This window comes from Acidovorax sp. 93 (assembly GCF_003633835.1).
In the GTDB taxonomy this organism is placed as follows: Bacteria; Pseudomonadota; Gammaproteobacteria; order Burkholderiales; family Burkholderiaceae_C; genus Acidovorax; species Acidovorax facilis.
The window spans coordinates 3,301,987-3,314,010 of sequence record NZ_RBIT01000001.1; the positions used below are offsets into that span (position 1 = coordinate 3,301,987).

The 12,024-nt window shown below is 62.0% G+C and carries 15 protein-coding genes and 1 tRNA gene; 3 read left to right on the forward strand and 13 right to left on the reverse strand.

From position 1 onward, the window contains the following. Window positions 1-62: 62 nt before the first annotated feature. Window positions 63-1,046, reverse strand: a complete 984-nt coding sequence (locus tag C8C93_RS15025) for a M23 family metallopeptidase (RefSeq protein ID WP_228898777.1) — start codon at window positions 1,044-1,046, stop codon at window positions 63-65. Between the two features lie 31 nt (window positions 1,047-1,077). On the opposite strand from C8C93_RS15025, the gene C8C93_RS15030 reads away from it, so the two are divergent. Continuing rightward, window positions 1,078-1,377 (forward strand): hypothetical protein, encoded by a 300-nt coding sequence (locus tag C8C93_RS15030; RefSeq protein WP_055399197.1) that lies wholly within the window; start codon window positions 1,078-1,080, stop codon window positions 1,375-1,377. Window positions 1,378-1,423: 46 nt separating this feature from the next. Here C8C93_RS15030 and C8C93_RS15035 read toward each other — a convergent pair. The 6 genes from C8C93_RS15035 to petA all read right to left on the reverse strand — a co-directional run bounded on the left by C8C93_RS15035 (window position 1,424) and on the right by petA (window position 5,670). Beyond that, window positions 1,424-1,499: transfer RNA gene (locus C8C93_RS15035), tRNA-Thr, on the reverse strand. Window positions 1,500-1,550: 51 nt separating this feature from the next. Continuing rightward, on the reverse strand, window positions 1,551-2,102 hold the full coding sequence (locus C8C93_RS15040) for a ClpXP protease specificity-enhancing factor (protein ID WP_121508814.1): 552 nt from the start codon (window positions 2,100-2,102) through the stop codon (window positions 1,551-1,553). A 48-nt stretch (window positions 2,103-2,150) separates the two neighbouring features. Continuing rightward, on the reverse strand, window positions 2,151-2,762 hold the full coding sequence (locus tag C8C93_RS15045) for a glutathione S-transferase N-terminal domain-containing protein (RefSeq protein WP_007854512.1): 612 nt from the start codon (window positions 2,760-2,762) through the stop codon (window positions 2,151-2,153). 109 nt (window positions 2,763-2,871) lie between these two features. Further along, window positions 2,872-3,630, reverse strand: a complete 759-nt coding sequence (locus C8C93_RS15050; RefSeq protein ID WP_055399199.1) for a cytochrome c1 — start codon at window positions 3,628-3,630, stop codon at window positions 2,872-2,874. A gap of 19 nt (window positions 3,631-3,649) precedes the next feature. Continuing rightward, the gene (locus C8C93_RS15055) at window positions 3,650-5,062 is read right to left on the reverse strand and encodes a cytochrome bc complex cytochrome b subunit (RefSeq protein WP_055399201.1); all 1,413 of its coding nucleotides are present in this window, start codon (window positions 5,060-5,062) and stop codon (window positions 3,650-3,652) included. A gap of 11 nt (window positions 5,063-5,073) precedes the next feature. Next, entirely contained in the window at window positions 5,074-5,670 is a 597-nt protein-coding gene (gene petA / locus C8C93_RS15060) for a ubiquinol-cytochrome c reductase iron-sulfur subunit (RefSeq protein WP_055399203.1), read from the reverse strand. 145 nt (window positions 5,671-5,815) lie between these two features. Between petA and mscL the strand changes: the two genes are divergently transcribed. Continuing rightward, the gene (mscL, locus tag C8C93_RS15065) at window positions 5,816-6,247 is read left to right on the forward strand and encodes a large conductance mechanosensitive channel protein MscL (protein ID WP_055399204.1); all 432 of its coding nucleotides are present in this window, start codon (window positions 5,816-5,818) and stop codon (window positions 6,245-6,247) included. A 182-nt stretch (window positions 6,248-6,429) separates the two neighbouring features. On the opposite strand, the gene pdxA is transcribed toward mscL, so the two are convergent. After that, entirely contained in the window at window positions 6,430-7,458 is a 1,029-nt protein-coding gene (gene pdxA / locus C8C93_RS15070; RefSeq protein WP_121507436.1) for a 4-hydroxythreonine-4-phosphate dehydrogenase PdxA, read from the reverse strand. A 94-nt stretch (window positions 7,459-7,552) separates the two neighbouring features. Continuing rightward, entirely contained in the window at window positions 7,553-8,314 is a 762-nt protein-coding gene (locus tag C8C93_RS15075) for a Nif3-like dinuclear metal center hexameric protein (protein ID WP_055399371.1), read from the reverse strand. A 122-nt stretch (window positions 8,315-8,436) separates the two neighbouring features. On the opposite strand from C8C93_RS15075, the gene C8C93_RS15080 reads away from it, so the two are divergent. After that, on the forward strand, window positions 8,437-9,588 hold the full coding sequence (locus C8C93_RS15080; RefSeq protein ID WP_121507437.1) for a S1C family serine protease: 1,152 nt from the start codon (window positions 8,437-8,439) through the stop codon (window positions 9,586-9,588). A 223-nt stretch (window positions 9,589-9,811) separates the two neighbouring features. On the opposite strand, the gene tatC is transcribed toward C8C93_RS15080, so the two are convergent. From tatC to C8C93_RS15100, 4 genes are all read right to left on the reverse strand, one after another. Beyond that, entirely contained in the window at window positions 9,812-10,606 is a 795-nt protein-coding gene (tatC, locus tag C8C93_RS15085) for a twin-arginine translocase subunit TatC (protein WP_121422440.1), read from the reverse strand. A gap of 62 nt (window positions 10,607-10,668) precedes the next feature. Beyond that, window positions 10,669-11,130: a Sec-independent protein translocase protein TatB gene (tatB, locus tag C8C93_RS15090; RefSeq protein ID WP_055399209.1), complete on the reverse strand. Its 462-nt coding sequence runs from the start codon at window positions 11,128-11,130 to the stop codon at window positions 10,669-10,671. 43 nt (window positions 11,131-11,173) lie between these two features. Further along, on the reverse strand, window positions 11,174-11,416 hold the full coding sequence (gene tatA / locus C8C93_RS15095) for a Sec-independent protein translocase subunit TatA (RefSeq protein ID WP_055399211.1): 243 nt from the start codon (window positions 11,414-11,416) through the stop codon (window positions 11,174-11,176). A gap of 106 nt (window positions 11,417-11,522) precedes the next feature. Beyond that, window positions 11,523-11,879: a histidine triad nucleotide-binding protein gene (locus tag C8C93_RS15100; RefSeq protein WP_121507438.1), complete on the reverse strand. Its 357-nt coding sequence runs from the start codon at window positions 11,877-11,879 to the stop codon at window positions 11,523-11,525. Window positions 11,880-12,024 lie beyond the last annotated feature (145 nt).

Genomic DNA, 12,024 nt, shown 5'->3' on the forward strand with positions numbered 1-12,024 from the left:
GGGTCCATCACCAAGGATTGCAAGCACTGCAATCCCGGGCCGTGAACACCGGACCCGCGATTTTACCTGCCTGCTGCAGGTGTGGCCGGCTGGCCGGGCGATGCGTGCGGCTGGATCGCCGCAACCTGCGCACCCGCAGCCGTGCCGCCAGCGCTGAGAAACTTCTGTGGGTCCTGGAAAACCCCTTGCACCAGCACCTCAAAGTGAAGGTGGGGACCGGTGGAACGCCCTGTGGTTCCCACTTCGGCAATCTTCTGGCCACGGCGCACGATGTCGCCCTGCTTGACCAAGGTGCGCGATGCGTGGGCGTAGCGCGTGACCAGCTGGTTGCCGTGGTCCACCTCGATCATGTTGCCGTAAGCCGGATGGTATTCCTGCGTCACGACTACACCCCCCGCAGCTGCCAGGATCGGTGTTCCGGTATCTGCCTGAAAATCCAGGCCCGTGTGCAAGGCCGACTGGCCGGTGATTGGGTCTACGCGCCAGCCAAACGCCGAACCCGGCACCCGTCCGGTGACAGGTGCATGGGTAGGAATCATCTTCTTGCGGATGTGCTGATCAAAAAGGCGCGATTCGAGCACGGTCATCAAATCCACACGCTGGTTGGTCAGGCGCTCCAGCTCGTCAAGGGTGGATTGCAGTTCCTCCATGGAGAGATTGCGTGCACTGACCAACACCCCTCCACGCCCATCGGACTTCTGGACATCGGCCGGCGCCATGCCTGCAAGGCCCAGCACGCGGTCGCCCAAGGATTCCAGCTGCACCATGCGGGCCTGCATCTCGCCAACGCGGCGGGCCATGGCATCCAGATTGGCGCGCATGAAACGGTCCCGCTCTGCAAACTCGTCCTTGACGACCAGCCGTACCAATGACCCCACAATGGGCCAGCCTTCACGCGCGCCCTTGAGAAACACCCAGTGGTACAGCGTCGCAGCCACCAGCATGAGGCACAGCGACAGCAAGAGCCCTGCCAGGATCAGGCGGGTGCCCGACAAGTGAATGGCCCGGCTGCGCGCCAGCCTGGCGTCCGTGATAATCAGATGCACTACGAATTCTCCACGCCCGAAGACGCACACCATGAACCGCCGCCACTACGCCGTCACCCTGCAGCAAGCCAGCGAGGACTCTCCCACGCTGGCCAAGCTCACAGCGCTGACACGCGACTCCAGTGATCGGCTCAAGGCCATTGAAATGCTGATTCCTGCGGCGCTGCGCCCAGCGATCCAGGCCGGCCCCATTGATGGAGACTCCTGGTGCCTGCTGGTCAAAAGCAATGCCGCCGCGGCAAAAATACGCCAACTGCTGCCTGCTTTGCAGGCGCATTTGCGCAGCCGGGGGTGGGAGGTTAACGCGATTCGCCTGAAAGTTCAAACCTGACGGTCGACGCCAGGATCAGGGAATGCGGGGATGAATAGGAGAAAACTGGTGCCGGTTGTCGGAATCGAACTGACGACCTACCGCTTACAAGGCGGGTGCTCTACCAACTGAGCTAAACCGGCGAAGGCTGCATTTTATCGTGGAAAAAGCAGCCTCAAAAAAACAAGGGGCGGTTATTTCACCCGCTTGAGCGATGGCCGAGCGCCACCCGCAGCCGGAGGTGGTCGCGGCGCGTCACCCCCTTCGTCGCCATCTTTCCTGCCGTCTTCCGCAGATACCAGCTGCACCACGCGGTCCTCGGAAGTTTGCGCTCCACTTGCAGCAGAAGCATCTTCGGAAGACACCGCTTCTGCCAGCATGGGCGCGATGGCCCCGGCAGCAGCCGCACCACCAGCCAGCACATCCACCGGGGGCGGAAACGCCATACCCTGCCCGTTTTCACGGGCATAGATGGCGATCACCCGCCCCACCGGCACGAGGATCTCACGCGGCTTGCCTCCAAACCGGGCCTTGAACTCGATGAAATCGTTGCCCAGTTGCAAGGCACTCGTCGCATCAAAACTGATGTTCAGGACGATTTCACCATCCTTCACGTATTCACGAGGCACCTGCACCGAATCATCGACACGCACCGCCACATACGGCGTCAGCCCGTTGTCGGTGCACCACTCGTACAAGGCACGAATGAGGTACGGGCGTGTGGACGTGGATTCCTGTGCGGTCATGAAGGTGAAAGGCAACTGCTGTGAATAGGGAACGGGGCAGGCCGCAAGTTACTTGCGCATGACCTTCTCGGATGGGGTCAACGCCTCGATGTACGCAGGGCGCGAGAAGATGCGTTCTGCATACTTGAGCAGCGGAGCTGCATTCTTACTGAGGTCGATGCCATAGTAGTCGAGGCGCCACAGCAGCGGGGCAATGGCCACGTCGAGCATGGAGAAGTTGTCGCCCAGCATGTACTTGTTCTTGAGGAACACAGGAGCCAGCTGCGTCAGGCGGTCACGGATGTGCGCACGCGCCTTTTCCAGCGCCTTTTCGTTGCCCTTGGTCGCGCGCGACTCCAGGATGTTCACGTGCACGAACAGCTCCTTCTCGAAGTTGAGCAGGAACAGGCGCACACGGGCGCGGTCTACGGGGTCGCCGGGCATCAGCTGGGGATGGGGGAAGCGCTCGTCGATGTACTCGTTGATGATGTTCGACTCGTACAGGATCAGATCGCGCTCGACCAGAATGGGAACCTGGCCGTAGGGGTTCATCACGCTGATGTCTTCGGGCTTGTTGTACAGGTCCACATCGCGGATTTCAAAGTCCATGCCCTTTTCGAACAGGACAAAACGGCAGCGGTGGGAGAAGGGACAGGTCGTACCCGAGTAAAGCACCATCATGGTGGGAGGCTCCTAAAAATCAAAAGAGTGGGACGCCAAAAGCGCCCACTCTGCAAAAAAACCAAGGCACCCCGAAGGGTGCTTTCAATGGATATGACTGCTGCGCGCGTTACTTCACATCTTTCCAGAAGGCTGCGTTGAGCCTCCAGGCAATCACCGTGAACACACCCAGGAAAATCAGCACCCAGACACCCACGCGCTTGCGGGTGTTTTGCGCGGGTTCTGCCATCCACTGCATGTAGTTCACCAGGTCACCCACGGTCTGGTCGTACTGCAGCGGGGTCATCAGACCAGGCCTGACCTGCTCCCAACCCTTGAAAACCTGGGTCTTGTGACCATGGCTTTCGTGCTCTTCAAACACTGGGCGGCGATCACCCTGCAGCTCCCACAACACGTGGGGCATGCCCACGTTGGGGAACACGAGGTTGTTCCAGCCGGTCGGCTTGGTTTCGTCGCGGTAGTAAGTACGCAGGTAGGTGTACAGGTAATCCGCACCCGAACCACCCGCGCCAGCACGCGAACGGGCGATCACGGTCAGATCGGGGGGATTGGCACCAAACCAGGCCTTGGCCTGCTTGGGATCAATCGCCGCCTTCATGGTTTCGCCGACCTTGTCCGTAGTGAACAGCAGATTGTCCTTGACCTGCTGATCGGTCAAACCGATGTCTTTCAGGCGATTGAACCGCATGAACGCTGCAGAGTGGCAATTCAGGCAATAGTTGACGAAAACCTTGGCGCCATTTTGCAGCGAGGCCAGATCGTTCGTCTTGACGGGGGCCTTGTCCAGTGGAATGCCACCGCCCGCAGCCAGTGCAGAGCCAGCAGCCAGACCCAGAGCGGCCACCAGCGTGAGGATGATTTTCTTCATTGTTGTTATCTCCTGGGGCTCAGTGCGCCACAAAGGTCACGCGGTCAGGCACGGCCTTGGCCTCGCCAATACGGCTCCACCAGGGCATCAGCAGGAAGAACCCAAAGTAGAACAGCGTACCCACCTGCGACACACGTTCGCCAATGGGCGAAGGGGGTTGCACACCCAGGTAGCCCAGGATCAGGAAGATGATCACGAACACGCCGTACAGGTACTTGTGCCAGTCGGGACGGTAGCGGATCGACTTCACCGGGCTGTGGTCCAGCCAGGGCAGGAAGAACAGGATGATCACGGCACCCCCCATCACCACCACACCCCAGAACTTGGCATCGATCGACAGCATCAGCACCGCCGCCACGACGGCAGCACCAGCGATGCCGACCTTGATGAAGCTGGGCAACTTGGCCTTGAACACACCAAAGGCAGCACCCGCCAGCACACACAGCACCAGAACGTACATCATCTCGGTCGTGATGGCACGCAGCATCGAGTAGAACGGTGTGAAGTACCAGACCGGCGCGATGTGCAACGGCGTCACCAGCGGATCGGCCGGGATGAAGTTGTTGTACTCCAGGAAGTAGCCACCAAACTCAGGCGCAAAGAACACCACGGCCGTGAACGCCATCAGGAACATGCTCAGCGCGAAGATGTCGTGCACCGTGTAGTAGGGATGGAAAGGCACGCCATCGAGCGGCTTGCCATTGGCATCCTTGGGCGCCTTGGGGCCCTTGATTTCCACGCCATCAGGATTGTTGGAACCCACGTCGTGCAACGCCAGCAAGTGGGCCACCACCAAGCCGAGCAGCACCAGCGGGACAGCGATCACATGGAAGCTGAAGAAGCGGTTCAGCGTGGCATCACCCACCACGAAGTCGCCACGGATCAGCAAGGCCAGATCAGGACCGATAAAGGGGATGGCAGCGAACAGGTTCACGATCACCTGGGCTCCCCAGTACGACATCTGGCCCCAGGGCAGCAGGTAGCCCATGAAGGCCTCTGCCATCAGGCACAGAAAGATGGCGCAGCCGAAGATCCAGACCAGTTCGCGCGGCTTGCGGTAGCTGCCGTAGATGAGCCCACGGAACATGTGCAGGTACACCACCACAAAGAACGCTGAGGCGCCTGTGGAGTGCATGTAGCGGATCAGCCAGCCCCAGGGCACATCGCGCATGATGTACTCGACCGAAGCAAACGCCAGGCTGGCGTCGGGCTTGTAGTGCATGACCAGGAAGATGCCGGTCACGATCTGGATCACCAGCACAACGAGGGCCAGCGAGCCGAAGATGTACCAGAAGTTGAAGTTCTTCGGAGCGTAGTACTCCGACATGTGCACCTTGTAGGCGTCAAAAGCGGTCGGGAAGCGGTTCTCGAACCAGTTCGTGACCTTGGCGCCTGCCGAGGCGTTGGGGGAGATTTCCTTGAATTCAGCCATGTCGATTTACCTCAGGCCTTCTTGTCTTCGCCGATCAACAGCAGCGTGTCGGACAGGTACATGTGCGGCGGCACTTCCAGGTTGTCTGGCGCCGGCTTGTTTTTGAAGACCCGGCCAGCCACGTCGAACGTGGAGCCGTGGCAGGCGCACAGGAAGCCACCGTGCCAGTCGTCTGGCAGCGAGGGCTGTGGGCCGGTCTGGAACTTGTCTCCGGGCGAGCAACCCAGGTGGGTGCAGATGCCCACGCCCACAAACACTTCCGGCTTGATCGAACGGTGCTGGTTCTTGGCGTACTCGGGGGTGGGGTACGTCTTGCGATCCGACTTGGGATCGGCCAGCTGCGATTCCGTCTGAGCGAGAGACTCCAGCTGCTGGGGAGTGCGCTTCAGGATCCACACGGGCTTGCCACGCCATTCAACGGTCAGCTTTTCGCCGGGCTGAAGGGCGGAGATGTCCACCTCTACAGCGGCACCGGCCGCTCTGGCTTTTTCCGAAGGCTGAAAACTACTGACGAAAGGCACTGCAACTGCCACTCCGCCAGCGGCACCGGCACATCCGGACGCAATCAGCCACGTCCTTTTACTGGTGTCGACTGGTGTGTCACTCATGGGGATCCTCGGTAAACATCGCTATTGTTGGGTCAACCGCGAATTGTAGCGGAGTGAAAATGGTTATTTCAAAGTGGGTGACTGTCTTGACAGGGCACCGCGCCGGGCAATACTCCGGCATCACCATTCAAACAAGGAGCACACCATGGGGATGATGCAGGAGTTCAGGGAGTTTGCGGTCAAGGGCAATGTGATCGACCTTGCCGTCGGCGTGATCATTGGAGGGGCGTTCGGCAAGATTGTGGATTCGGTCGTGTCCGACCTGATCATGCCGGTGGTGGGACTGGTGTTCGGCAAACTCGACTTTTCCAACCTCTTCGTGGTGCTGGGGTCCGTGCCACCGGGCACGGCCATGACGCTCGATGCCCTCAAGAAGGCGGGCGTGCCGGTGTTTGCCTATGGCAACTTCCTGACCGTGGCCGTCAACTTCATCATTCTGGCGTTCATCATCTTCATGATGATCAAGCAGATCAATCGCCTCAAGCGCGAAGCCCCTGCGCCAGCCCCCGAAGCCCCAGCCGCGCCCGCCGAAGACATCGTCCTGTTGCGCGAGATCAGAGATAGCTTGAAAAAATAACGCCCCTTTGAGTCGCTACGCGCCTTCCCCCTGAAGGGGGACGCCGCCAGCGGGGCGGAGTGGCCCATGCGCGGTGGCTGCTGGCTCGGGGCGCGCCAGTTTGAAGCCCCATCCCTCAACAATCCGCTATCGAATCGATAGTTTTTTGTTTTTGCGCTTAGCCACAGCGCCATGGGACTGTTTCATCCACAAAGGGTCCGCGCCATGCGCACGGCCTCGATGAGGCTTGCAGCATCGGCAATACCCTGCCCCGCTATGTCAAACGCGGTGCCGTGGTCGGGGCTGGTGCGCACCAGGGGCAGGCCCAGGGTCACGTTCACCCCCTTGTCCACCCCGAGGTACTTCACCGGGATAAGCCCCTGGTCGTGGTACATGGCAATGACCACGTCGAACTCTCCAGCGCGATGGGGCGTACTGCGCGCGCGCATGAACACCGTGTCAGGAGCGAAGGGGCCCTGCACATCCAGCTGCTGCGCGCGCGCAGCGGCGATGGCCGGCGCAATCACCTCGGCTTCCTCGTTACCAAACAGCCCGCCCTCGCCCGCGTGGGGATTGAGCCCCGCCACCGCGATGCGCGGCGCCCGCCCCAGGCTGCGCACCAGGGCAGCGTGCGTGATTTGCAACGTCTGCAGGACGTTGTCCGTGGTGACCTCCGCAATGGCATCGCGCAGCGACATGTGGATGCTGACCAGCACCGTGCGCAGCTCGTCGCTGGCGAGCATCATGCGCACGGGCATTTGCGCCAGCGATACCCCCTGGTGCGCGACGGCCTCGGCCTGCAGCAGCTCGGTGTGGCCCGGAAATGCCACGCCCGCTGCCGCCAAGGCCTCCTTGTGCAAGGGCCCCGTGACCAGCCCCGCCACCTCGCCCCGCAGCGCCGCGCGGGCGGCCCAGACCACGCTGTCTGCGGCGGCACGGCCAGCGGCGGCGCCAATCTGCCCCCAGGGCTGCGGGCCAGGAATGCCTGGCAACTGCAACACCGGAACACAGCGGGGCGGCATGTCCAGCACATCGGCGGGCGCAGCAATCTGTGCCACGGGTACCATGGGCACGCCGGGCCGCACGATGGCCTGGGCCGCACGCCGCAAGGTGGCGACATCGCCCACCACGAAGCAACCCACCAAATCGGCTGGCGCATCGCGAAAGGCCTTGGCCACGATTTCGGGGCCGATGCCGGCAGGATCACCCTGGGTAATGGCGAGAGGCTTCATGGAAGTTTGATTTCAGATAAAAAGTGAACCTAGCGCTTTACTGATAAGCGCAAGTAGCTATTATTTTTATAGCTAAAACCCAGGCTACCAGCGATCAGGCAGGATTGTCGATCTCGATGAATTGGTGGCCCAGACCCAACCGCCCTGCAACCTGCGCCGCCACCGCAGGCGCCCCATAACGCTCGGTCGCGTGGTGCCCTGCGGCGATAAAACCCACCCCCATCTCGCGGGCCAGATGTGCCTGGGGCTCGGAAATCTCGCCGGTGATGAACACGTCGGCCCCAGCCGCAATCGCCGCCTCGAAGTAGCCCTGCGCGCCTCCTGTGCACCAGGCCACGCGGCAGACTGGCCGCTGCGCAGCAGCGCCTTCCGGCGGCACCCAGGTGACGGGACGGCCCAGGGCCTGCGCGACATGGTCTGCCAGGGCCTGCCCATCGGCAAACGCGGCAGGCCCGGCAAAGCCCAGATCGTTCTCGCCAAACCGCGCGTCGGCCACGAGCCCCAGCACCCGGCCTAGCTGGGCGTTGTTGCCCAGCTCCGGGTGGGCATCCAGCGGCAGGTGGTAGGCAAACAGGTTGATGTCATGCGCGAGCAGCAACTGCAAACGCTGCTTCATCCAGCCCGTCACCCGGCCGTCTTGCCCGCGCCAGAACAGGCCATGGTGCACGAAGATGGCATCCGCTTGGGCAGCAATGGCCGCGTCGATCAGGGCGCGGCTGGCCGTCACGCCGCTGACGATGCGGCTGATCTCGGCCTTGCCCTCCACCTGCAAGCCGTTGGGGCCATAGTCCTTGAAGCGCTCGGGTTGCAGCAGGCTGTCAAACGCCTGCAAAAGTTTGGTGCGGGAAATGCTCATGCAGCTATTGTCGCGCGTGGCCCACGCCCACACATGGGGGACAATGCTTTTCTCCGGGAGGCAGCCGTGGCATGCACACCGCCCGCCGCCCCTTCTCCAGCCCATCACCTGTACAGAATTTCATGAAACGCATCTGGCTGATGTTCTCGCAGGCCGTCACGGTGTTCGTTGCGGCCTACTTCGTTGTCGCCACCCTGCAGCCGAGCTGGCTGGGCCGGGGCGCCACCACACGCTCCGGCGCGGGCATTGCGCTGCTCGAAGCACCCCCTGCCCCGGCCAATGCGCAGCCTGCGGCGGGCAGCTTCAGCGCTGCGGCGCGCCAGGCGGCGCCTGCGGTGGTCAGCATCAACACCAGCAAGGCCGTGCGCCATCCGCGCAGCAACGACCCCTGGTTCCAGTTCTTCTTTGGCGACCAGGGTGCCCAGGCGCAGGCCGGGCTGGGCAGCGGGGTGATCGTGAGCCCCGACGGCTACATCCTGACCAACAACCACGTGGTGGAAGGCGCCGACGAGATCGAAGTGACGCTGACCGACAGCCGCCGCGCCCGCGCCCGCGTGATCGGCACCGACCCCGACACCGACCTGGCCATCCTCAAGATCGAACTCGACAAGCTGCCCGTCATCGTGCTGGGCAACTCGGACGTACTCGCCGTGGGCGACCAGGTGCTGGCCATAGGCAACCCGTTTGGCGTGGGCCAGACGGTGACCAGCGGCATCGTGAGCGCGCTGGGCCGCACACAGCTCGGGATCAACACCTTCGAGAACTTCATCCAGACCGATGCGGCCATCAACCCTGGCAACTCGGGCGGCGCGCTGGTGGATGTAAATGGCAACCTCATGGGCATCAACACGGCCATCTACTCGCGCTCGGGCGGCAGCATGGGCATCGGCTTTGCAATCCCCGTGTCTACGGCCCGCATGGTGCTGGATGGCATCGTGCAGGACGGCCAGGTCACACGCGGCTGGATTGGCGTGGAGCCCAACGAACTCTCACCCGAACTGGCAGAAACCTTCGGCGTGAAAGCCACCGAGGGCGTGATCATCACCGGCGTGCTGCAGGACGGCCCCGCCGCCCAGGCGGGCATGCGGCCCGGCGATGTGATCGTGCGGGTTGAAGGTAGGAAGGTGAGCAATGTGTCCGAGTTGCTGACCGCCGTGGCGGGGCTCAAGCCCGGCACTGCGGCACCATTCAACGTGCAGCGTGGCGACAAGATGGTGGAACTGAGCATCAACCCCGGCGTGCGCCCCAAGCCTCAGCGCAATGTGAGGCGGTAAGCCCCCTCTGAGGCGCTGCGCGTTTTCCCAAAGGGAGACGCCTCCAGCGGCCTCGCAAAGCCGGTTCCGCGGTGGCACTGGTATTGGGCACGCGCCAGTTTTTAGGGGCTGCGCGCAGAACATCGCGACATGGCCGCTGATGCAACCCGTCAGCTATTAAAAATATAGCTTGGAGCGCTTATCCAACAAGCGCTAGAGCTCATTTTCACGAGAAACTCAACCTTCAGGCGTTGGAGGCGGGCTCGCTACCCTCTTCCGGGGCTTTGGTGTGCTTGATGAAGATCTGCGCCGCCCAGATGCCCACCTCGTACAGCAGACACATGGGGATCGCCAGCGACAGCTGCGACACCACATCGGGCGGCGTGACGATGGCAGCGATCACAAAGGCGATCACAATGAAATAGCCACGAAACTCCCGCAGCTTCTGCACGCTCACGATGCCCATGCGGGCCAGCACCACCACGGCAATCGGCACCTCGAAGGACAAGCCAAACGCCAGGAACATCGACAGCACAAAGCTCAGGTAGGCCTCGATGTCTGGCGCGGCGGTGATGCTCTTGGGCGCAAAGCTCTGGATAAACGCAAACACCTGGCCAAACACCAGGTAGTAGCAAAACGCCACCCCGATGAAGAACAGCAGCGTGCTGGAGATCACGAGCGGCAGCACCAGCTTCTTTTCGTGGGAATACAGGCCAGGCGCCACAAAGGCCCACACCTGCCACAGCACAAACGGCAGTGCCAGCAAAAAGGCCGACATCAACAAGATCTTGAGCGGCACCATGAACGGCGAGATCACCGACGTGGCGATCAGCGTGGCGCCCTTGGGAAGGTGGGCCACCAGCGGCGCCGCCAGAAAGTCATACAGCGCGCCGGGGCCAGGGAAGAAGAACAAAATCGCCGCCGCAATCGCGATGGCAATGATGGCCTTGACCATCCGGTCGCGCAGCTCCATCAGGTGCTGCACAAACGGCTGCTCGGTACCGGCCAGCTCGTCTTCTTTGGAAGGGGTTTCGGACATGTTGGGTTTTCGTGGGCGTCAGGGCCGCCCATGCAGCGCGCGGTGCGCTGGTGGCTGCTGCATCAATGGAATTTACGGGGACGGAAACGCGCCACACGGGCCGCGCCGGACTGTGCCTTGGTGCGCACACCGCTTCGGGCCTTGTACCACTGGGGCACCGCACCCCGCTTGAGGCGCCAGTTCTTGCCGGGGTGTTTGTAAGCCGGCACGACGGCGGTCTGGTCCTGCAACGCCGAGCTGGCGGTGTCGGTGGCCTCGGCCCAGTCCTTTTCGAACTCGCTGGCGCTGGTCTGGATGGAGTTGTGCACATCGCGTGCGGCGTTCTCCACCGTGTCCTTCATTTTCTTGAGCTCGTCGAGCTCCATGGACCGGTTGACCTCGGCCTTCACATCGGACACGTAACGCTGGGCCTTGCCCAGCAGGGTGCCCACCGTGCGGGCCACACGGGGGAGCTTCTCGGGCCCGATGACTATAAGAGCCACCGCGCCGATCAGCGCCATCTTGGACAGGCCAATATCAATCATGGATCAAGCGCAAAGCGTGCGGGTGCCAGCGGGAACAGCCCGCTCAGCTCTTTTGCTTGGCTTCGACATCGATGGTGGTCTTGTCGGTCGCAGGGTTGTTGGCAACCTGGCCCGCGGGTGGGGTGGTGGTGGCAGCCGCGTCGGCCGAACCGTCTTTCATGCCGTCCTTGAAGCCCTTGACGGCGCCCCCGAGATCGGAGCCCATGTTCTTGAGCTTCTTGGTGCCGAACACCATGACGACGATCAGCAGCACGATCAGCCAGTGCCAGATGGAAAAAGAGCCCATGGAATATCTCCTAACGAATTGCAATCATTTTAGACGGGGGGCGTGACAGGAGTTCACAGCCCAAGCAGAACTGCGGGAATCTCCCTGCACGACCCGTCAGCCTGGTTCAGCCTTTGAGCCACGGACGGGGACCGCCCATCACATGGATATGGAGGTGGTGGATTTCCTGCCCACCTTCAATCCCCGTGTTTACCACGACGCGAAAGCCACCCTCCGGGTACGGGTTGCAGCCCTGCTCCATTGCCAGCTTCGGCGCCAGCGCCATCATGCGCCCCAGCACACCCGCGTGTTCCTCGGTGACCTGCGCCATCGAAGGGATATGCAGCTTGGGGACCATCAGAAAATGCACCGGCGCCCAGGGGTGGATGTCGTGGAAGGCGAAAATTTCTTCGTCTTCATAGACCTTCTTCGAAGGAATCTGGCCTGCGATGATTTTGCAGAAGAGGCAGTTCGGATCGTGCATGAGGAAAATGTCAGTACAAAATTAACAGGTCACCAGGCGCTGCTCGCCATCCAAAGCGGTCGCAACCGGCGCGCGCGAAGCCAGTGCCACCGTGGAACTGGCTTTGCCAGGCCACGGGTGGCGTCCCCCAAGGGGGAAGGCGCCG